General features: G+C 70.3%; 16 protein-coding genes. 6 read left to right on the top strand and 10 right to left on the bottom strand.

The features are described from left to right. Positions 1-393: 393 nt before the first annotated feature. From AB0E91_RS26710 to thyX, 3 genes are all read right to left on the bottom strand, one after another. Positions 394-2,079, bottom strand: coding sequence for a ribonuclease J (locus AB0E91_RS26710; protein ID WP_361786869.1), 1,686 nt, complete (start codon positions 2,077-2,079; stop codon positions 394-396). A 110-nt stretch (positions 2,080-2,189) separates the two neighbouring features. Beyond that, entirely contained in the window at positions 2,190-3,089 is a 900-nt protein-coding gene (gene dapA, locus AB0E91_RS26705; protein ID WP_361786866.1) for a 4-hydroxy-tetrahydrodipicolinate synthase, read from the bottom strand. Between the two features lie 214 nt (positions 3,090-3,303). Beyond that, positions 3,304-4,032, bottom strand: coding sequence for an FAD-dependent thymidylate synthase (gene thyX / locus AB0E91_RS26700; protein ID WP_361786863.1), 729 nt, complete (start codon positions 4,030-4,032; stop codon positions 3,304-3,306). 199 nt (positions 4,033-4,231) lie between these two features. Between thyX and AB0E91_RS26695 the strand changes: the two genes are divergently transcribed. Together AB0E91_RS26695 and AB0E91_RS26690 are read left to right on the top strand one after the other, a co-directional pair. After that, positions 4,232-4,468, top strand: a complete 237-nt coding sequence (locus AB0E91_RS26695) for a hypothetical protein (RefSeq protein WP_361786860.1) — start codon at positions 4,232-4,234, stop codon at positions 4,466-4,468. Between the two features lie 87 nt (positions 4,469-4,555). Then, entirely contained in the window at positions 4,556-5,110 is a 555-nt protein-coding gene (locus AB0E91_RS26690; protein WP_361786857.1) for a hypothetical protein, read from the top strand. A gap of 78 nt (positions 5,111-5,188) precedes the next feature. Here AB0E91_RS26690 and AB0E91_RS26685 read toward each other — a convergent pair whose 3' ends face one another. The 6 genes from AB0E91_RS26685 to AB0E91_RS26660 form a co-directional block, all read right to left on the bottom strand. Then, on the bottom strand, positions 5,189-5,641 hold the full coding sequence (locus AB0E91_RS26685; protein WP_361786854.1) for a hypothetical protein: 453 nt from the start codon (positions 5,639-5,641) through the stop codon (positions 5,189-5,191). A 10-nt stretch (positions 5,642-5,651) separates the two neighbouring features. Further along, positions 5,652-6,404: a 4-hydroxy-tetrahydrodipicolinate reductase gene (gene dapB, locus AB0E91_RS26680; RefSeq protein WP_361786851.1), complete on the bottom strand. Its 753-nt coding sequence runs from the start codon at positions 6,402-6,404 to the stop codon at positions 5,652-5,654. Positions 6,405-6,440: 36 nt separating this feature from the next. After that, on the bottom strand, positions 6,441-7,820 hold the full coding sequence (locus AB0E91_RS26675) for a pitrilysin family protein (RefSeq protein ID WP_361786848.1): 1,380 nt from the start codon (positions 7,818-7,820) through the stop codon (positions 6,441-6,443). Beyond that, positions 7,817-10,036 carry a polyribonucleotide nucleotidyltransferase gene (locus AB0E91_RS26670; protein WP_361786845.1) on the bottom strand — a complete coding sequence of 740 codons (2,220 nt, stop codon included), beginning with the start codon at positions 10,034-10,036 and terminating at the stop codon, positions 7,817-7,819. Before AB0E91_RS26670 ends, AB0E91_RS26675 begins: the two co-directional genes overlap by 4 nt. 294 nt (positions 10,037-10,330) lie before the next feature. Next, on the bottom strand, positions 10,331-10,621 hold the full coding sequence (gene rpsO, locus AB0E91_RS26665) for a 30S ribosomal protein S15 (protein WP_018544879.1): 291 nt from the start codon (positions 10,619-10,621) through the stop codon (positions 10,331-10,333). A 262-nt stretch (positions 10,622-10,883) separates the two neighbouring features. Continuing rightward, complete coding sequence (locus AB0E91_RS26660; protein ID WP_361786841.1) at positions 10,884-11,144, bottom strand: hypothetical protein; 261 nt, start codon at positions 11,142-11,144, stop codon at positions 10,884-10,886. A gap of 389 nt (positions 11,145-11,533) precedes the next feature. On the opposite strand from AB0E91_RS26660, the gene AB0E91_RS26655 reads away from it, so the two are divergent. After that, positions 11,534-11,875 (top strand): DUF397 domain-containing protein, encoded by a 342-nt coding sequence (locus AB0E91_RS26655; RefSeq protein WP_161179909.1) that lies wholly within the window; start codon positions 11,534-11,536, stop codon positions 11,873-11,875. A 58-nt stretch (positions 11,876-11,933) separates the two neighbouring features. Here the strand turns inward: AB0E91_RS26655 and eccD are convergent, their stop codons facing one another. Continuing rightward, a complete protein-coding gene (gene eccD / locus AB0E91_RS26650) occupies positions 11,934-13,436 on the bottom strand; it encodes a type VII secretion integral membrane protein EccD (RefSeq protein WP_361786929.1) in 1,503 nt (500 codons plus the stop codon). Positions 13,437-13,774: 338 nt separating this feature from the next. Between eccD and eccCa the strand changes: the two genes are divergently transcribed. The 3 genes from eccCa (at position 13,775) to AB0E91_RS26635 (ending at position 20,552) form a co-directional block, all read left to right on the top strand. Then, positions 13,775-17,743 (top strand): type VII secretion protein EccCa, encoded by a 3,969-nt coding sequence (gene eccCa / locus AB0E91_RS26645; protein WP_361786837.1) that lies wholly within the window; start codon positions 13,775-13,777, stop codon positions 17,741-17,743. A 74-nt stretch (positions 17,744-17,817) separates the two neighbouring features. Next, positions 17,818-18,264 (top strand): hypothetical protein, encoded by a 447-nt coding sequence (locus tag AB0E91_RS26640; RefSeq protein ID WP_361786834.1) that lies wholly within the window; start codon positions 17,818-17,820, stop codon positions 18,262-18,264. A 5-nt stretch (positions 18,265-18,269) separates the two neighbouring features. Then, positions 18,270-20,552, top strand: a complete 2,283-nt coding sequence (locus tag AB0E91_RS26635) for a DUF6571 family protein (RefSeq protein WP_361786831.1) — start codon at positions 18,270-18,272, stop codon at positions 20,550-20,552. Positions 20,553-20,655 lie beyond the last annotated feature (103 nt).

Here is a 20,655-nt window from a genome sequence, read left to right as displayed (position 1 = left end):
TCCCTTTCCGGCGGTTCCGACTCTATCAGATCCTTTTCGGTGTCTGACCCCCAGTCAGCGGGGTTTGTCTTCCCGGCCTCGCGGCCGTTCCGACGTCTCAAACCTTAGCGGATCAACCCCGGCAGTTCCTAATCGGGCTGCCGAGCTCCATTCGAATTGAATTCGGACGTGCCGAATACAGTCCCGAACGGGAGATCGTGCTGGTGGTTGGAGTGCCGCTTGCGCGGCGGAGGTGCCACCACAGAACCGTTACGGCTCCGGGGCAGACAGAGAACTCTACGGATCCGGCTAGGGGGTGTCAACCCACGCTGTCAAGATTTTTTCCAGCGGGGGTACGACAGAGGCCCCCCGACCGGAGTCGGGGGGCCTCTGTGCAGGTCAGAGCGTCGGAGGTCAGACCTCGACGACGACCGGGAGGATCATCGGGCGCCGGCGGTAGGTGTCGGAGACCCACTTGCCGAGCACGCGCCGGATGAGCTGTTGGAGCTGGTGGGGCTCCACGACGCCGTCCTGGGCGGACTTCTCCAGCGTCTCGGTGATCTTCGGGAGGATCTCGGTGAAGGCCGAGTCGTCGATACCGGAGCCGCGAGCCTGGATGTGCGGGCCACCCGTGATCTTGCCGGTGGTCGAGTCCATGACCACGTAGACCGAGATGATGCCCTCGTCGCCGAGGATCTTGCGGTCCTTCAGGGCAGGCTCGCCCACCTCGCCGACGGAGAGGCCGTCGACGTAGACGTAACCGGCCTGGACCTTGCCCGCGATCTTGGCCTTGCCCTCGACAAGGTCGACCGCGACGCCGTCCTCGGCGATCACGATGCGGTCGTGCGGGACACCCGTCGCGGCGCCCAGCTCGGCGTTGGCACGCAGGTGGCGCCATTCGCCGTGGACCGGCATCAGGTTCTTCGGCCTGCAGATGTTGTAGAAGTACAGCAGCTCGCCGGCCGAGGCGTGTCCGGAGACGTGCACCTTGGCGTTGCCCTTGTGGACGACGTTGGCGCCCCAGCGGGTCAGGCCGTTGATCACGCGGTAGACCGCGTTCTCGTTGCCCGGGATGAGGGACGAGGCCAGGATGACCGTGTCGCCCTCGACGATCCGGATCTGGTGGTCGCGGTTGGCCATGCGGGACAGGGCCGCCATCGGCTCGCCCTGGGAGCCCGTGCAGACCAGGACGACCTTGTCGTCCGGGAGGTCGTCCAGCTGCTTGACGTCGACCACCAGGCCCGGCGGGACCTTCAGGTAGCCGAGGTCACGGGCGATGCCCATGTTGCGGACCATGGAGCGGCCGACGAAGGCGACCTTGCGGCCGTACTTCTGGGCCGTGTCCAGGATCTGCTGGATGCGGTGGACGTGGCTGGCGAAGCTCGCGACGATGATGCGCTTGCTCGCATTGGCGAAGACCTGGTCCAGGACCCCGGAGATGTCGCGCTCGGGCGGGACGAAGCCGGGTACCTCGGCGTTCGTGGAGTCCGAGAGGAGAAGGTCGATGCCCTCCTCGCTCAGCCGCGCGAAGGCGTGCAGGTCGGTGAGACGGCCGTCCAGCGGGAGCTGGTCCATCTTGAAGTCACCGGTGTGCACGACCATGCCGGCCGGGGTGCGGATGGCGACCGCGAGGGCGTCCGGGATGGAGTGGTTCACCGCGACGAACTCGAGGTTGAACGGACCGACCTGCTCACGGTCGCCCGCCTCCACCTCGAGGGTGTACGGGCGGATGCGGTGCTCCTGGAGCTTGGCCTCGATCAGCGCGAGGGTGAGCTTGGAGCCGATGAGCGGGATGTCCGGCTTCTCGCGGAGCAGGTAGGGCACGGCGCCGATGTGGTCCTCGTGGCCGTGCGTGAGGACGATGCCCTCGATGTCGTCGAGGCGGTCCCGGATGGACGAGAAGTCCGGCAGGATCAGGTCGACGCCGGGCTGCTCCTCCTCGGGGAAGAGGACGCCGCAGTCGACGATCAGCAGACGGCCGTCGTACTCGAAGACCGTCATGTTCCGGCCGATCTCACCGAGACCGCCGAGCGGGGTGACCCGCAGGCCGCCCTTGGCGAGCGGCGGCGGGGGGGCGAGTTCAGGGTGCGGATGACTCAAAAGACTCTCCTGACCACCCGCGCCACGTACCGGTGGCACGTGGCGCGGGTGACGTTCGTGCGTGCAGTTGTCGATTCAGTTGTGAGGCCGCGTGGTGCGGAAGTCTGTTGTCAGAGCTGTACCCCGCCGGCGGCGAGATCGAGCTTGAGCTGCGCGATCTCTTCGGCGGAACACTCGACCATGGGGGCGCGCAGCGGGCCCGCGGGCAGGCCCTGGAGGGCCAGGGCGGCCTTGATGGTCATGACGCCCTGGGTACGGAAGACACCGGTGTAGACCGGAAGCAGCTTCTGGTGGATCTCGGTGGCCTTGACGACGTCGCCGGAGGTGTAGGCGTCGACCAGCGCGCGCAGGTCGGGGGCGACCAGGTGGCCGACGACGGAGACGAAGCCGACGGCGCCGACGGACAGCAGCGGCAGGTTCAGCATGTCGTCGCCGGAGTACCAGGCGAGGCCGGAGCGGGCGATGGCCCAGCTGGCGCGGCCGAGGTCGCCCTTGGCGTCCTTGTTGGCCACGATCCGGGGGTGCGCGGCGAGGCGGACCAGCGTCTCGGTGCTGATCGGGACGCCGGAGCGGCCGGGGATGTCGTAGAGCATGACCGGCAGGCCGGTCGCGTCCGCGACGGTGGTGAAGTGCCGGTACAGGCCCTCCTGCGGGGGCTTGTTGTAGTACGGCGTGACGACCAGGAGGCCGTGGGCGCCGGCGGCTTCGGCCTGGCGGGCCAGTTCGGTGCTGTGGTGGGTGTCGTTGGTGCCGACTCCGGCGACGACGTGGGCGCGGTCGCCGACCGCCTCGATGACGGCCCGGACGAGGTCCGCTTTCTCCGCGTCGCTGGTGGTGGGGGACTCGCCGGTGGTGCCGTTGACGATCAGGCCGTCGTTGCCTGCGTCCACCAGGTGGGCGGCGAGCCGCTGCGCGCCGTCGAGGTCGAGTGCGCCGTCCGCCGTGAAGGGCGTGACCATGGCGGTGAGGACCCGCCCGAAGGGGGTCTGCGGAGTCGAGGTCGGAGCCATGGGTGACACGCTACTCGGTACTCGATCCATGGTCGCCCCGTGGGGTGCCGGGTAAGTCAGGACAAAAGTGGAGCCCGGCACTGCCTGCTCGGGGGTTCAAGCAGTGCCGGGTCCGTTTGATCAGGCTAGATGAACTTCGCTAAATGCCGCAATACGGACACTTCGCAAGGTTGCTCCGTACATCCGTTCCGTCGAGGGGAACGGGGCTTCGTTTTTACGGGGCGACCCGGCCGTTGGCGTTGAAGGCGGCGTGGGTGAGCGGCATGAGTTCCGCCCACTTGGCCTCCATCTGTTCGCCGACCATCTCGATCTCGCGCTGCGGGAAGGACGGCACCTTGGCCAGCTCGTGCTGGGTGCGCAGGCCGAGGAAGTGCATCAGGGAGCGGGCGTTGCAGGTGGCGTACATCGAGGAGTAGAGGCCGACCGGGAGGGCCGCGCGGGCGACCTCGCGGGCGACGCCCTCGGCGAGCAGCTTCTGGTAGGCCGCGTACGCCTGCTCGTAGGACTCCGTCAGGGTGTCGCACACCGTCTCGTGCTGGGCGGGGCTGCCCTCGACGAAGACGTACTTGCCCGGACGGCCCTCCTGGACCAGCTTGCGGGAGGTGTCGGGGACGTAGAAGACCGGCTCCAGCTCCCGGTAGCGGCCCGATTCCTCGTTGTAGGACCAGCCGACGCGGTGCCGCATGAACTCGCGGAAGACGAAGATCGGGGCGCTGATGAAGAAGGTCAGCGAGTTGTGCTCGAACGGGCTGCCGTGCCGGTCGCGCATCAGGTAGTTGATCAGCCCCTTGGAGCGCTCGGGGTCCTTCCCCAGCTCGTCCAGGGACTGCTCGCCGAGCGTGGAGACGCGGGCGGCGAAGAGGACGTCGGCGTCCGACGCGCTGGATTTCACCAGCTCGACGGTGACGTCACTGCGGAGGGTGAGCGGCTGGGGGGTGGTCACGCGGGTCCTTCCATCACTTCCGGTTTGCGCCCACCATACGGGGCACGCGCACCCTCTCAGGACAACCGCCACCTCACCTCAAAGATCACATCCAGCGGGTTTTCCTGACATGGGCACCTTTTGGGACAATCGCTCGTCTGTATGAACGAGCAGCATCCCCATACGCCCCGAAAGCCCCCCGAGAGGAGACACGCCCCCCATGTTCCGTCGCCGTGAGCCCGTGCCCTTCGCCTTCCTCGCCGAAGCCGACAGGTTCCGCGGCAATGTCGCTCCCCCGCCCCGTGAGCGGGCGTCCGCGGGCGAGATAGCCGGGCGCTGGCTGCTGGGGCTCACCCTCGTCGCGGGTCTGGTCGGCGCGCTGATGCTCGGCATGCCGGCGCTCGCCACGCCCAGTGCTCCGCAGGGGCCGCAGTCCCAGGCGGCGCAGGGACACTGACCCTTACGGCGGTCCATGGCTGGTGAGCGCGATCACCGGCGGATAGCCTCACCGGGCACAGCCCACGCGACCGAGTGAGGAACAGCCGTGCCCCTCCCCTTCCTGACGGCCGACCGCACCCCCGAGGCGGCGCCCGAGAGCTCGCTGCCGTACGACGACCGGGACTACTGGCGGCGGCCGTACCGCCCCGGGCCCTGGCGAGTGGGCGGGGTGGCCGTGGGGCTGCTGCTGTCGTCCTTCGTGCTGTTCGCCGCGGTGCTCATCGCCCTCACCGGTTCGGCGTCCTCCGCCGGGGCGATCTTCGGGCTGGCCTTCGCGATCATCCTCGCCGCGCTGCGGGTGCTGCGGATGGGCGTGTGGGTGAGCGAGCGCGGGCTGCGCCAGGTGGGCTTCCTGAGGACGCGGACGGTGCCCTGGCAGCGAGTGGTCTCGGTGCGGACCGCGCAGCAGCCGGTGCGCTGGCTGGGGCTGCCCCGCACGGTGCAGGGGCAGGCGCTGACGCTGGTGCGCGCCGACCGGGCGCCCGGCGACACCGCGCCGCTGCTCACCACGCACGGGCTGGACTTCCTGAACCGGCCGGCCGGGTTCGACCGGGCGGCGGACGCGGTGGAGGCGTGGGCGGCGGAGTACCGGCCGCACTGAGCACACGGAGAAGCCGAGCACACGGAGAAGGGGCCGTCCCGCGTTGTCGCGGGACGGCCCCTTCCGCTGTGACCGGGCTCAGGCCGGTACGGGCCTGCCGTCGTGCAGGGCGATGGCGCGCTGCATCGCCTTGCGGGCGCGCGGGGTGTCGCGGGCGTCGTGGTAGGCGACGGCGAGCCGGAACCAGCTGCGCCAGTCCTCCGGGGCGGCCTCGGTCTCGGCCCTGCGGCGGGCGAAGACCTCGTCGGCCGAGTCGCGGTCGATCCGGCCGCCCGCGGTGCGCTTCAGCTCGTCGACGGGCAGGCCGCCCTCGGCGTCCAGCTCGGCGGCGAGGGCGTTGGCCCGGCGGACGAACTGGGTGTTCTTCCACAGGAACCACACGCCGATGACCGGCAGGATCAGCACCGCCACGCCGAAGGTGACGGTGAGGAGCGTGCCGGACTCGATGAGCATCACGCCCCGGCTGCCGACCAGGACGAAGTAGAAGACCAGGACGGCGGCCGTGACAAGGTAAGTGATCTTCGCGCGCATGACGGGGCTCTCAGCCGAGGTCGAGGAAGTTCTCCAGGCCGAAGGTCAGGCCCGGGGTGGACACCACACGGCGCACGCCGAGCAGGATGCCCGGCATGAAGCTGCTGTGGTGCAGGGAGTCGTGGCGGATGGTGAGGGTCTCGCCCTCGGCGCCGAGCAGCACCTCCTGGTGCGCGAGGAGGCCGCGCAGCCGGACCGCGTGCACGGGGACGCCGTCCACGTCGGCGCCGCGCGCGCCGTCCAGGGCGGTCACCGTGGCGTCGGGCGCCGGGGCCGTACCCGCCGCGCGGCGGGCCTCGGCGATGAGCTGGGCGGTGCGCGTGGCGGTGCCGGAGGGGGCGTCCACCTTGTTCGGGTGGTGCAACTCGACGACCTCGACGGACTCGAAGTACGGCGCGGCCATCTGCGCGAACTTCATGGTGAGGACGGCGCCGATGGAGAAGTTCGGGGCGATGAGCACACCGGTCTCCGGGGACAGCTCGAGCCAGCCCCTCAGCTGCGCGAGGCGGTCCTCGGTCCAGCCGGTGGTGCCGACGACCGCGTGGATGCCGTGGCGCACGCAGAAGTCGAGGTTGCCCATGACCGAGGCCGGGGTGGTCAGCTCGACGGCGACCTGGGCGCCGGTGTCGACCAGGGTCTCCAGCTTGTCGCCCCGGCCGAGGGCGGCGACCAGCTCCATGTCCTCGGCCGCCTCGACGGCCCGTACCGCCTCGGAACCGATGCGACCGTTCGCACCGAGGACCGCCACGCGCAGCTTGCTCATCTTCCGTTTCCTTACACCCAGTGGGGGACCGAGGGATCAGGCGACCGCGTCGTGCAGCCGCGCGGCCTGCTTGTCCTTGAGCGGGCCGATGACCGACAGCGACGGGCGCTGTCCCAGGATCTCGCGGGCGACCGACCGGACCTCGTCCGGGGTCACCAGGGCTATCCGGGTCAGCATCTCGTCCACCGACATCTGCTCGCCCCAGCACAGCTCGCTCTTGCCGATGCGGTTCATCAGCGCGCCGGTGTCCTCCAGGCCGAGGACGGTGGAGCCCTTGAGCTGGCCGATGGCGCGGGCGATCTCGTCGTCGGTGAGACCGTGCTCGGCCACGTGGTCCAGCTCGTCACGGCAGATCTTGAGCACGTCGGACACCTGGCTCGGCCTGCATCCCGCGTACACGCCGAAGAGGCCGCAGTCGGCGAAGCCGGAGGTGTACGAGTAGACGCTGTAGCAGAGGCCGCGCTTCTCGCGGACCTCCTGGAAGAGCCGGGAGGACATGCCGCCGCCGAGGGCGGTGTTCAGCACGCCCATGGCCCAGCGGCGGTCGTCGGTGCGGGCGAGGCCCGGCATCCCGAGGACGACGTGCGCCTGCTCGGTCTTGCGGCCGAGCAGCTCGACGCGTCCCGCGGCGCGGATCGCGCGGCGGCCCTCGCGCGGGGCGGCGGGCCGGGCGTCGGTGTTCGTCAGGGCGCCGGCCCGCTCGAAGGCGGCGCGGACCTGGCGTACGACCTTGGCGTGGTCGATGTTGCCCGCGGCCGCGACCACGAGGCGGGTCGGGTCGTAGTGCTTCTTGTAGAAGCGGCGGATGCGGTCGGCCGTGAGGGCGTTGACCGTGTCCACGGTGCCGAGGACCGGGCGGCCGAGCGCGTTGTCGCCGAACATGGTGTGCGCGAACAGGTCGTGCACACAGTCGCCCGGGTCGTCCTCGGTCATCGCGATCTCTTCGAGGATGGCGCCGCGTTCGACGTCGACGTCCTCCTCGCGGATCAGCGAGCCGGTCAGCATGTCGCACACCACGTCGATGGCGAGCGGGAGGTCGGTGTCGAGCACACGCGCGTAGTAGCACGTGTACTCCTTGGCGGTGAACGCGTTCATCTCGCCGCCGACCGCGTCGAGCGCGGAGGAGATGTCCAGCGCGGACCTGCGGCCGGTGCCCTTGAAGAGCAGGTGTTCCAGGTAGTGCGTGGCGCCGTTCAGCGCGGGGGTCTCGTCACGGGAGCCGACGTTCGCCCAGATGCCGAAGGTGGCCGAGCGCACGGAGGGCAGCGTCTCGGTGACGATGCGCAGGCCGCCCGGGAGGGTGGTCCTGCGGACGGTGCCGATGCCGTTCGTGCCCTTGATCAGGGTTTGGGTACGGGCGACGGCCCGCCCCTCCGAAGAGGTGCGGGCCGTCGCCTTGAAGCCACGGGACGTCACTTGTCGGCGTCGTCCTTCTTGGTCTCGTCGCCTTCCTCGCCCTCGATCACGGGGATGAGGGAGAGCTTGCCGCGCGAGTCGATCTCGGCGATCTCGACCTGGACCTTCTGGCCCACACCGAGCACGTCCTCGACGTTCTCCACGCGCTTGCCGCCGGCGAGCTTGCGGATCTGCGAGATGTGCAGCAGACCGTCCTTGCCGGGCATCAGGGAGACGAAGGCACCGAAGGTGGTGGTCTTCACGACCGTACCCAGGTAGCGCTCGCCGACCTCGGGCATCGTCGGGTTGGCGATGCTGTTGATCGTGGCGCGGGCGGCCTCGGCGGCCGGGCCGTCGGAGGCACCGATGTAGATCGTGCCGTCGTCCTCGATCGTGATCTCGGCGCCCGTGTCCTCCTGGATCTGGTTGATCATCTTGCCCTTGGGGCCGATGACCTCACCGATCTTGTCGACCGGGATCTTCACGGTGATGATCCGCGGCGCGTTCGGGGACATGGCGTCCGGCCGGTCGATGGCCTCGGTCATCACATCGAGGATGTGGAGACGGGCGTCGCGGGCCTGCTTGAGGGCCGCGGCCAGGACGGAGGCCGGGATGCCGTCCAGCTTGGTGTCGAGCTGGAGGGCGGTCACGAAGTCCTTCGTGCCGGCGACCTTGAAGTCCATGTCGCCGAAGGCGTCCTCCGCACCGAGGATGTCGGTGAGGGTGACGTAGTGCGTCTCGCCGTCGGCCTGCTCGGAGATCAGGCCCATGGCGATACCGGCGACGGGAGCCTTGAGCGGCACACCGGCGTTCAGCATCGACATGGTGGAGGCGCAGACCGAGCCCATGGACGTCGAGCCGTTGGAGCCGAGGGCCTCGGACACCTGACGGATCGCGTAGGGGAACTCCTCGCGCGTCGGCAGCACCGGCACCAGGGCGCGCTCGGCGAGGGCGCCGTGGCCGATCTCGCGGCGCTTCGGGGAGCCGACGCGGCCGGTCTCACCGACGGAGTACGGCGGGAAGTTGTAGTTGTGCATGTAGCGCTTGCGGGTCACCGGGGAGAGGGTGTCCAGCTGCTGCTCCATGCGGAGCATGTTCAGGGTGGTGATGCCCAGGATCTGGGTCTCGCCACGCTCGAACAGCGCCGAGCCGTGCACGCGCGGGATGGCCTCGACCTCGGCGGCGAGCGTACGGATGTCCGTGACGCCGCGGCCGTCGATGCGCTTCTTCTCCTTGATCACGCGCTCGCGGACCAGCTGCTTGGTCAGCGAGCGGTAAGCGGCGGAGATCTCCTTCTCGCGGCCCTCGAACTCCGGCAGGAGCTTCTCGGCGGCCAGACCCTTGACGCGGTCCAGCTCGGCCTCGCGCTCCTGCTTGCCCGCGATGGTGAGGGCCTGGGCCAGCTCCGGCTGGACGGCCTTCTTGAGCGCCTCGTACACGTCGTCCTGGTAGTCCAGGAAGACCGGGAACTCGCCCTCGGGCTTGGCGGCCTTGGAGGCGAGGTCGGACTGGGCGCGGCACAGGACCTTGATGAAGGGCTTGGCGGCCTCGAGACCGGCGGCCACGACCTCCTCGGTCGGCGCCTCGGCGCCACCCTCGACCAGCTTGATCGTCTGGTCGGTGGCCTCGGCCTCGACCATCATGATCGCGACGTCGCCGTCCTCCAGGACGCGGCCGGCGACCACCATGTCGAAGACGGCGTCCTCGAGCTCGGTGTGCGTCGGGAACGCGACCCACTGGCCGCGGATCAGCGCGACGCGGACGCCGCCGATCGGGCCGGAGAAGGGCAGGCCGGCCAGCTGCGTCGACGCGGACGCGGCGTTGATCGCCACGACGTCGTACAGGTGGTCGGGGTTGAGCGCCATGATCGTGGCGACGATCTGGATCTCGTTGCGCAGGCCCTTCTTGAAGGACGGGCGCAGCGGGCGGTCGATCAGGCGGCAGGTGAGGATCGCGTCCTCGGAGGGGCGGCCCTCACGGCGGAAGAAGCTGCCGGGGATCTTGCCAGCGGCGTACATCCGCTCCTCGACGTCCACCGTGAGGGGGAAGAAGTCGAGCTGGTCCTTGGGGGTCTTGGAGGCGCTGGTGGCCGACAGCACCATGGTGTCGTCGTCCAGGTACGCCACGGCGGAACCGGCGGCCTGCTTGGCCAGGCGGCCCGTCTCGAAGCGGATGGTGCGGGTGCCGAAGGAGCCGTTGTCGATGACGGCCTCGGCGTAGTGGGTCTCGTTCTCCACTAGCGTTTTCTCCTCGTCTTCGTCCCGCTCGCCCGTGTGGCGGGGGGACGGTGGTGGGAGAAGCGCCCCTTTGGTGCGGGCCGGTCTTCGATCGAAGCACCCGGGGCGTCTTCCCCCCGGGGGCCACTACCGAGGACCGGCGGCGGCGAGGTGCGCGTCTCCCTCGTTCTGTGTCGTACGTGATGCGTTGTGCCAACACCCTACAAAGGGTCGGTGACACTCCGCACGTTTCCGCACGTACAGCAAAGGGAGCGGCTCCCGATACTCATCGGGAACCGCTCCCTTCGTGGCGTCCTACTTGGCGCCGCCGGCCGCACCGCGGCGGATGCCGAGGCGGTCGACCAGGGCACGGAAGCGCTGGATGTCCTTCTTGGCCAGGTACTGCAGCAGGCGGCGACGCTGGCCGACCAGGATCAGCAGACCACGGCGGGAGTGGTGGTCGTGCTTGTGGGCCTTGAGGTGCTCGGTCAGGTCGGAGATCCGACGCGAGAGCATGGCGACCTGGACCTCGGGGGAGCCGGTGTCGCCCTCCTTCTGGCCGAACTCGGCGATGATCTGCTTCTTCGTAGCGGCGTCGAGCGACACGCTTACTCCTCGGGTTCTTGAGTTGCCCTTCGAGTGCCCCCGGTCTGACTCTCGGGGGTGCTTCCGTGACTCGGAGGGCGGGGAGCCGTCGGGCGCGGCCTCCGGAGCGGGTGCTGCGAGGCATCTGCTGCGGGGGTGCTGACACGAACGGCCGTCACTCAGGGTACCAGGGGGTCGCGGAGGCTCCGGCCGGGGTTTCCGGCGGTGGCCCGCCCGGGGCGGCGGGGTGCGGCCGTCCGGGTCACGGGCGAGGCTCTCGACGTCACGGGGCGGTGCTCTCGACGCCGACCGCCACGTTGGACAGCTCGCCCGGGTGGCCCTTGTCGGTCGGGCCGTAGACGCCGGTCGCGGCGAGGAAGAGCCGGCCGTGCTCGTAGCGGATGTCGTCCCGCGTGGGGTCGTCCGTCCCGGCGAGGTCGTCGGGGTTCGCGCCGAAGAGCAGCAGCCGGGTACGGCGTCGGCGGCGCTGGTGGTCGACCGCGAGGGTGGAGGCGCTGAAGGCGGAGAGCGGGGGCGAGGGCATCAGGGCCTTTCGGCGCGGTGGGGGCGGTGGCGTCCGTGGGGGCCGGGCGGGGTGTCGAGGCGGTGCCGTCCCCGGTGTTCCGGGCCGGGGACCGTCCTGTGCCCTTGCGGGCCGAGGCCACTCCGCCGGGGGCTCCCGCGCCCCGCCCTTGACCCCCGTCCTTGACGTCCGCGGGGCACCTCCGTGCCGGGCGGCATCACCCGCGGCCTTCCCCGGGCGAAGGCGCAACGGCGCCCGCTCTCGTCCACCGCCCCCGCCCCCTGCCGCAGAGGCGGACCCGCTCCGCGAGCCCCGCGTGTGGTCCGCCCTGGAATCCATGACCGCCCGGAACCCCGGCCAGTAGGGTGACTTCACAGTTCGCCGGTACGGATGGAAGGACGACGGCCGCGATGACCGACGCCGAGGACACGGAACTGAAGGCTCGTAAGGAACGGGAGCGGGACGAGCTGTACGCGGTCGACATCTCGGGGCTGGAGTGGCACTCCGCGCCGGGCACCGAGGAGCACGAGGAGCGGGTGGAGATCGCGTACATGCCCGAGGGCGCGGTGGCGATGCGGTCCTCGCTGGACCCGGACACCGTGCTGCGCTACACCGAGGCCGAGTGGCGGGCCTTCGTACTGGGCGCGCGGGACGGGGAGTTCGACCTGCGGCCGATGGAGCACAACGGCGGGCTGGAGGCGCAGGAGCGGTTCCGGGCCGAGGCCGAGGAGGCTCGGGCCGGGGAGGTCTGAGCGCGTCGCGTACGACTCGACGGGGGACCGGGGTGGTGAACTCCGGTCCCCCGTCGGGCTATTTGCTGGTCATCGCCCGCACGGTCGCGTACACGTCGAAGACGGCGAGGGTGAGCGGGATCAGCGTCAGCAGGACGAAGCCCTCGCAGATCTCCAGGAAGCGGCCCCAGAACGGGGTCAGGGCGCCACGCGCGAGGACCAGGCCGAGGCCGGTGAAGAGCGCGGCGGCCGCGCCGATGACCGCGATGAGCCAGACGGTGCGGATGTCGAGGTCGGTGCGGTCGCCCGCGAGGGCCGCGCGCATCACCGACGGGGGCGGGTTGAGGGCGAGGCCGAGTCCGAGCAGGACCAGGGTGCCGAGGCCCGCCGCGAGGACGGAGGCGACCTGCGCGGTGTAGCGGAAGAGCTGGGCGCGCATCAGCAGGGCGACACCGGCGGCGAGCGCGAGGAGTTGGGCCCACACGTTGTGGGAGAAGCCGAGGACCGCTCCGGCGCCGACGGCGAGGAGGGCGCAGCCGCCGACCAGTCCGACGAGGATCTCGTGGCCGCGCCGGGCCTGCGCCTCGACGCGCTCGGTGTCCACGGGCTCGGGGGCGGCGGTCTCGGTGCCGTAAGCGGTGGCGCGGGGTGCGGAGTTGGGTGCCTCGAAGCCGATCGGGAGCCGGGCGATGCGCATGGACAGGCCGGGCAGGAAGGCCAGGGCGCCGACGGCGACGGTGGCGCACAGGGCGGCCGTCTCGGTCGGGGCCCAGTCGGCCAGGGTGGCGACGAAGACGGCCACGAGGGCCACGCCGGAGGCGAACACGAAGGCGACGAACGGGCCGTCGCGGTGCGGGGAGACGAGCGCGAGGACGAGCGAGGCGACGAGCACGGCGGCGCACGCCAGCAGGAACTGGAGTCTGCCGATGCCCTCGCCGCCGCTGAGCGGCAGCAGTCCGCTGCCCGCGACGCCGATGCCGGGCAGCGCGCCGAGGCCGAGGGCGACGGAGGAGGCGCGGTCGTCGTAGACGCGGGCGCGGACGGCGGACAGGACGACCAGCAGGACGCCGGTGACGGCGGCGAGGATGCCGGCCAGGCCGTTCATGTCGTGGCGCGGGTCGGCGGTCCAGGCCACGAAGGCGAGCAGGGCGGGCAGGACGCCGCCGCCGATCAGGCCCGCGGTCCGGGTGAGGTCGCCGCTCCAGAGCCGGTGCTGCCTGGTGACGGCGGCCGCGACGGCCTCGGCCACGTCGTCGAAGACGGCCGGGGGCAGGGACTCCGCGAAGGGGCGCAGGGTGAGGAGTTCGCCGTCGAGGATGCGCTGGGCGGTGAAGGAGCGGGAGCTGTCCAGCACGGTGCCGTCGGTGCGGACGAGGTGGTAGCCGACCGGGGCGCCCGTCTCGGGGCTCTGCCGGGCGAGCCGGAGGATCTCCGGACAGAGGTCGGCGACGGGCACGTCGTCGGGGAGTGCCACGTCGATGCGGCTGTCCGGGGCGACGATGGTGACCCGGCAGAAGCCGAGTCCCGTACCGGCCCCGGCCGGTGCTGCGGTCCCGGGTCCGCCGGTGGCGGCGGCCGTCATGCTCACCTGTCTGCTCCCCCTCGGTGATGGTGGCGACGCGTTCCGCTGCGTGACGGTGACGCGTCCGTGTGGTGAAGGTCCTGTGCCGTTCGCTCCCGCGTCCGCCGCGGGTGCGGCGGCAGACCCGCCGTACGGCCGGATTCCGGGCCCCTCCCGCGCGGGGATGAGGCGAGTTGCCCCGGTTTCTCCGGTCGCGTCGACGTGTGCTCACGCGAACATCCGGCACCCTACCGCTCACCCGCGCGCCGTGAACTCAGTAGGATCGCGCGGCGGCCCGCGTCCGCCGGATACGGGGCGGCGGACGGAAAGCCGGGGTCGGGCAAGGGAATTGGTGAGCAGTGAGCCAGATTGTCGTCAAACGCCCGCCTCGGGCGCTTCCGTCCGAAGTGCCGACGGAGGAGATCGCCGTCCAGCCACCGCCGGAACTGCCGCGCGGGCATCAGGAGAGCGTGCTGATGCAGTTGCTGCCCACGCTCGGCATGGGTGGCTCCGTGGTCTTCTTCTTCACGAACGGCCAGCCGTTCATGAAGATCATGGGAATGATCATGATCGCCTCGACGGTCGCCATGTCCGTCGCGATGGTGGTCCGCTTCCGGCGCGGCTCCCAGGGCCAGTTGGCCGACATGCGCCGTGACTACCTGAGCTATCTCTCGCAGACGCGCAAGAACGCCGTACGCACCGCGCGGGCGCAGCGGGACGCGCAGTACTACCTGCACCCCTCTCCCGAGCAGCTGTGGGCGCTGGTCGCCGAGGGCAGCCGGGTGTGGGAACGGCGGGCGGGCGACGAGGACTTCGCGCACGTCCGCATCGGGCTCGGCCCGCAGCCGCTGGCGACCCCGCTGATCGCGCCGGAGACCGGCCCGGTCGAGCAACTGGAGCCGCTGACCGCCGGTGCCATGCAGCGCTTCGTCGCGGCGCACGGCACGCTCGGCGACCTCCCGATGGCCGTCTCGCTGCGCGCCTTCTCGCACGTCGTCCTCAGCGGCGAGCCGGACTCCGTACGGGCCTGCGCCCGCGCCCTGGTGGGCTCGCTGGCCTCGCTGCACTCCCCCGAGGACCTGATCGTCGCGGTGGCCGCCGGGCGCGAGGCGCTGCCGCGCTGGGACTGGGCGAAGTGGCTGCCGCACGCGCAGGCCCCCGGCGCGGTGGACGGCGCGGGCAGCCGCCGCCTGATCGGATCGGACGTCCGCGAGCTGGAGGACCTGCTGGCGACCCGGCTCACCGGCCGCCCCCGCTTCCACCCGGACGCGGCGCCGCTGCTGGACGAGCCGCACATCGTGATCGTCCTGGACGACCTCTCCCTGCTGCCCGACTCCGTGCTCGCCTCGGCCGACGGCCTGCAGGGCGTCACGCTGGTCGAGGTGGCGCCGGGCGAGCCGGCCGGTATGGCGGGCGATCTGTCCGTCGTCGTACGGCCCGGAACGCTGCACCTGGAGTCCGGCCACGGGATCGTCTACGAGGGCACTCCGGACGCCCTCTCCCCCGAGTCCGCCGAGGCGCTGGCCCGCCAGCTCGCGCCGCTGCGGATGGCCTCGGGCGGCGACGACGACGAACCGCTGCTCGCCAACCTGGAGTTCACCGATCTGCTCGGGCTCGGTGACGCCGCCTCCGTCGACACCAAGCGGACCTGGCGGCCGCGCGCGCTCGCCGAGCGGCTGCGCGTGCCGATCGGTCTCGGCGAGGACGGCCGCCCGGTCATGCTGGACCTCAAGGAGGCCGCGCAGGAGGGCATGGGCCCGCACGGTCTGTGCGTCGGCGCGACCGGTTCCGGCAAGTCGGAGCTGCTGCGCACGCTGGTGCTCGGCCTCGCCGTCACCCACTCCTCGGAGACCCTGAACTTCGTCCTGGCCGACTTCAAGGGCGGCGCGACCTTCGCGGGCATGTCGCAGATGCCGCACGTCGCCGCCGTCATCACCAACCTGGCCGACGACCTCACCCTGGTCGACCGCATGGGCGACTCCATCCGCGGCGAGCTGAACCGCCGCCAGGAGATGCTGCGCGACGCGGGCAACTACGCCAACATCCACGACTACGAGAAGGCGCGCGCCGCCGGTGCGCCCCTTCAGCCGATCCCCTCACTGGTCCTGGTGATCGACGAGTTCAGCGAACTCCTCACCGCCAAGCCGGACTTCATCGAGATGTTCGTACAGATCGGCCGCATCGGCCGCTCGCTCGGCGTACATCTGCTGCTGGCCTCGCAGCGCCTGGAGGAGGGCCGGCTGCGCGGTCTGGAGACGTATCTGTCGTACCGGATCGGTCTGCGGACCTTCTCCGCCGCCGAGTCCCGCGCGGCCCTCGGCGTCCCGGACGCGTACGAGCTGCCGAACGTGCCCGGTTCCGGCTTCCTGAAGTTCGGCACGGACGAGATGGTGCGCTTCAAGGCGGCGTACGTCTCCGGGGTGTACCGCTCGGGCCCGCAGGGCGCGGCCGCGCTGTCCGGCGGTCCGCTGCCGGTGGACCGGCGCCCGGTGCTGTTCACGGCGGCCGAGGTGCCCGTGCACTACGCCGCCGTGCCCCAGCCGCGCACCGAGTCCGTCAAGGACGTGGACGACGCGCTCGCCGACACCGTCCTGGACGTCATCGTGCGCCGTCTGGAGGCGCAGGGTCCTGCCGCGCACCAGGTGTGGCTGCCGCCGCTGGAGAGCCCGCCCGCGCTCGACGCGCTGCTGCCGGGCCTCGCCCCGGTGCCGGGACGCGGTCTCACCCAGCCCGACTACGAGGGCGCGGGCCGTCTGATCGTCCCCGCCGGTCTGGTCGACAAGCCGTACGAGCAGCGGCGCGACCGGCTCATGCTGGACTTCTCCGGCGCGGCCGGACACATGCAGATCCTCGGCGGTCCGCAGTCCGGCAAGTCCACGCTGCTGCGCAGCCTGATCTGCTCCTTCGCGCTCACGCACACCCCGCAGGAAGTGCAGTTCTACGGCCTCGACTTCGGCGGTGGCGGTCTCTCGGCCGTGGCCGGGCTCCCGCACGTCGGCGGGATCGCCTCGCGCCTGGACCCGGAGCGGGTGCGGCGCACGGTCTCCGAGGTGTACGGCGTCCTCACCCGTCGCGAGGAGTACTTCCGCTCGGCGGGCATCCCGTCGATCGCCGAGTTCCGCGCCCGCCGGGCGCGCGGCGACATCTCGGTCGCCGACCAGCCCTGGGGCGACGTCTTCCTCGTCATCGACGGCTGGGGCAACTTCCGTACCGACTACGAGGGTCTGGAGCAGGCCGTCCTGGACATCGCCGCGCGCGGTCTGGGCTACGGCATCCACGTCGTCATCACGGCGTCGCGCTCCATGGAGGTCCGGGCGAACCTCAAGGACCACCTGATGAACCGGCTCGAACTGCGGCTCGGTGACGTCATGGACTCCGAGGTCGACCGCAAGGTCGCGGCGAACGTGCCCGCGGGCGTGCCGGGACGCGGTCTGTCCCCGCAGAAGCTGCACTTCATGGCGGCCGTGCCGCGCATCGACGGCCTGACCTCCGACACCGACCTGGCGGACGCCACGGCCGCGCTGACCACCGAGGTCTCCCGCCACTGGCAGGGCCCGGGCGCGCCCGCGGTCCGCCTCCTCCCCCGCCGGCTGGAGGCGTCGGAACTCCCCTCGGGCGACCGTTTCCCCCAGCAGGGAATCGCCTTCGCGCTCGACGAGGAGAACCTGGAGCCGGTGTTCCTCGACTTCGAACAGGACCCGTTCTTCCTGGTCTTCGGCGAGAGCGAGTCCGGCAAGTCCAACCTGCTCCGGCTGCTCATCGAGCAGCTGACCCGGCGGTACGGCGGCGACGAGGCGAAGTTCTTCGTCGTCGACAACCGGCGCTCCCTGCTGGACGTCACCCCGGCGACCCACCTGGCCGAGTACATCCCCATGTCGAGCCAGATGGACCACCACATGACGGCCCTCGCCGACCTCATGCAGCGCCGCACCCCGACCGCCGACGTGACCGCGCAGCAGCTCCGCGAGCGCAGCTGGTGGCGGGGCCCGCAGGTCTTCGTCGTCATCGACGACTACGACCTCGTCTCCACCTCCAGCGGCAACCCCCTCGCGGGCCTCACCGAGATGCTCCCCTTCGCCCGCGACGTCGGCGTCCGCTTCATCATCGCCCGCTCCTCCGCGGGCGCGAGCCGCGCCTCCTACGAGCCCGTCCTCCAGCGCATGAAGGAACTCGGCGCCCAGGGCCTCATCCTGGCCGGCGACCCGGGCGAGGGCGACATCCTCGGCGGCGTACGGCCGCGGCCGATGCCCGCGGGACGGGGCGTCTTCGTGTCGCGCAAGCGGGGGAAGCCGTTGGTGCAGACGGGGTTGGTGGAGGTGGAGTACTGAGGCGGGACGCGGCTTCAGCTTGACGTTGCCGCGCCTTGACGGCGCGGCATGGGAGAAACGGGGAGGCTCGACGGATGTCGTGGGACGAGTGGGAGCAGCTGAAGGCCGATGCCGCGAAGAGCCGGTCGGCACACACGCGGATCAACCATGTACCGCCCGACGGCGGCGCACCGATTCCGCGCGGTGATCTCACCGTGCACGACACGGACCTGGCCGCCATCGGCAAGGCGGCCCACGATCTGTTCGAGGACTTCGGGCACTACAGCGACCACGCGCGCATGTCCTCGCTCAAAGCGGCCGGAGGACTCACGAGCGAGGGTTTCGCCATCGGAGCCGCCCTCGATCATGTCGCCGGACATTGGGTCGACCAGGTGCAGACGCTCCTCGATGCCTGCGCCCACATCTCCAACCATCTGCGCTACACCAAGAACCAGCACGCGGCCGACGAGTCCTACATCTCCGGCACCCTCAGCAGCATCTCCCAGCTGGACCAGGGCTTCGACGAGCGGAAGGGCAGCTGACGGGGATGGACCTCAACGCACTGCGCGACGGCAACTTCTCCCCACTCGGTGAGGCCGTCACCGACTGGGAGGAGATGACCAAGAAGCTCGACACCCTGCGGGCGGACGCCCGCGACAATCTCAAGGCCAAGGCCGACAAGGCGAACTGGGCAGGCGTAAACGCCCAGGTGAGCCGTGAGTTCATCGACAAGACGGCGAAGGAGTTCGAGGACGCCCACACCCAGGCGAATACGGTTGCGAAGATCCTCAAGGACACCCGCAGCGAACTCGTCGACTACCGAGCCCAGTTGAACGAAGCCATCGCACGGGGAGCGGCGAAGAACCTCACCGTCGTCGACACCGGTCACGGCACGTTCACCGTCACCGGCAACACACGCCCCGACTGGGGAGCCGACCCCAGCGGCAAGTCCGGCGCCGTCGACCAGAAGGACGTCGACGGCCTCCGCGACGAGATCCAGCGCATCCTGAGCAAGGCCGACGAGAGCGACAGCACCGCGGCGAAGGCCCTCACGCTGATCGTGAACCAGGCCAAGTTCGGTTTCTCCAGCGCCGCTTACGGTGACCGGGACGCGGCGGCCAAGGCCGTCGCGGACGCCGACCGTCTGGCGAAGATCCTCAAGAAGAGCCCGCACGACGTGACGAGCACCGAGCTCGCCTCGCTCAACGCCAGTCTGGCCAAGTACAAGAACGACCCCCTCTTCGCGGAGGAGTTCGCCACCCAGGTCGGTCCCAAGAAGGTACTCACGTTCTGGGCCGGTATCGCCGATCCCTACCAGGGCACGTACGACCCGGAACGCGCCAAGCAGGCGAAGCAACTCCAGAAGAACCTCGGAACCGTCATCGGCCGGGCCACGCTCTCCGACAGCGACAGGATGCAGAGCTGGGAGAAGCGGATGATCGGCCTGGGCCCCGACCAGCTCGGCACCGACGACGCGAACAATCCACTCGGCTACGCCGTCATGAGCAACCTGATGCGTTTCGGCGACTACGACGACCAGTTCCTCAACGACTACGGTGACAAGCTCCTCGCGTACGACAAACAGGTCAACGGGCAGCCCATGAGCCCCTGGATCAACAATCTGAACCAGGGCGACCTGAACTTCTGGGGCTACAAGAACGACCGCGGCCGCGACCCCATGACCGGCTTCCTGGAGGCACTGGGCCACAACCCGGAAGCATCGACCCAGTTCTTCGCGCAGCCCGACGGAACCGGCGACACCGTCGACAAGGACTCCGAGGTCAACGGCCATCTGAAGTACCTGACGACAGAACGGGTCTGGCTCTCCGACTCGACGTTCGAGGGCGACCACGACTACGTCGCGGGCCGCGACTCGCTGGGGCGGGCCCTGGACGCGGCCACCACCGGCTATTCGGCCGACGCCACCGCGAAGGAGGTCACAGCGGGCGACGGGCGCACCGCGGCCACGGCCGGCGTCATGGAACAGGTCGCCTACCTCTACGGGGGCAAGGACGGCCCGACGATGTTGCACAGCCAGCCCGAACTCGCCGACAGTCTGGGCAAGATGGCGGGCGCGTACATCGACGACCTCGACTACGAGCTCTCCGGCCTCGGCGATCACGCCAAGGACGCGGGCGACTTCCCCGCCCGGTACGGCGGGCGGGCACAGTTCGGCAACCAGGGAGCCATCGATTTCCTGAGCGTTCTCGGGCAGGACGAGCACTCTCACAAGGCGGTGACGGTGGCCCAGCACCTCTACACCCTGAGCATGCTGGACGCCCACCCACCGACCAGCGAAGCCCATATGAATCACGCCCGGGACATCATGTCGGTGGGCGCGGAGGCACGCGGCATCCTGGACCACTCCCGGGTGCAGCAGTTGACGATGACGTACGGCGAGAAAACCGAGGAGATCAACAAGGAGCTGGGCCGGTCTGCCGACTGGAAGAAGCTGGCAGTGGGAGCGGTCGTCGCCGGCGGCGTCGCCGCCATCCCGGTCCCCGGTTCGACCGCCGCGGCCCTCGTCATCGCTCCGCTCGCCGCGGACACCGTCACCGAGGCGGCCAACACACTGCTCGGGCACGAGATCGACAAGGCTACGGACAAGGCGGAGGAGAAGGCGGTGGTGCCGTCGCAGGTGGCGAGCCAGCAGTTTTACGAGGAGGGAGTCGACGACCTCGGAAGTGCCTACCGCTCATACTTCGAGCACTACCCGCAGGCGCGGGACACTGCTGACACTCAGCGGTGGGTCGAAGGAATCAAGCAAAGCTACTTGGGTGTCGGCTCAGCCGAGAACGACTACAGAGGCCGACCTCCGTACCAGGGCTGATCGGGGATAAATGTGCAGCGAAACTCATGGGTGTGCACCTACAGGTCGGTTCTCGCCGCTGCGGCTGCCGCACTACTCGTCAGTGGGTGCAGCAAGGACCCGG

This window comes from Streptomyces sp. NPDC026659, assembly GCF_040638245.1.
Classification (GTDB): Bacteria; Actinomycetota; Actinomycetes; order Streptomycetales; family Streptomycetaceae; genus Streptomyces.
Note: the sequence above shows the minus strand (reverse complement) of the source record. Positions and strands in the feature narration are given on the sequence as shown.

Bases quoted from the DNA above. Each gene is read 5' to 3' on its own strand.
- AB0E91_RS26635 (WP_361786831.1), top strand. From the start codon at position 18,270: ATGGACCTCAACGCACTGCGCGACGGCAACTTCTCCCCACTCGGTGAG.
- dapB (WP_361786851.1), bottom strand. From the start codon at position 6,404: ATGAGCAAGCTGCGCGTGGCGGTCCTCGGTGCGAACGGTCGCATCGGT.
- eccD (WP_361786929.1), bottom strand. From the start codon at position 13,436: ATGACGGCCGCCGCCACCGGCGGACCCGGGACCGCAGCACCGGCCGGG.
- AB0E91_RS26685 (WP_361786854.1), bottom strand. From the start codon at position 5,641: ATGCGCGCGAAGATCACTTACCTTGTCACGGCCGCCGTCCTGGTCTTC.
- AB0E91_RS26640 (WP_361786834.1), top strand. From the start codon at position 17,818: ATGTCGTGGGACGAGTGGGAGCAGCTGAAGGCCGATGCCGCGAAGAGC.
- AB0E91_RS26655 (WP_161179909.1), top strand. From the start codon at position 11,534: ATGACCGACGCCGAGGACACGGAACTGAAGGCTCGTAAGGAACGGGAG.
- AB0E91_RS26660 (WP_361786841.1), bottom strand. From the start codon at position 11,144: ATGCCCTCGCCCCCGCTCTCCGCCTTCAGCGCCTCCACCCTCGCGGTC.
- AB0E91_RS26695 (WP_361786860.1), top strand. From the start codon at position 4,232: ATGTTCCGTCGCCGTGAGCCCGTGCCCTTCGCCTTCCTCGCCGAAGCC.
- dapA (WP_361786866.1), bottom strand. From the start codon at position 3,089: ATGGCTCCGACCTCGACTCCGCAGACCCCCTTCGGGCGGGTCCTCACC.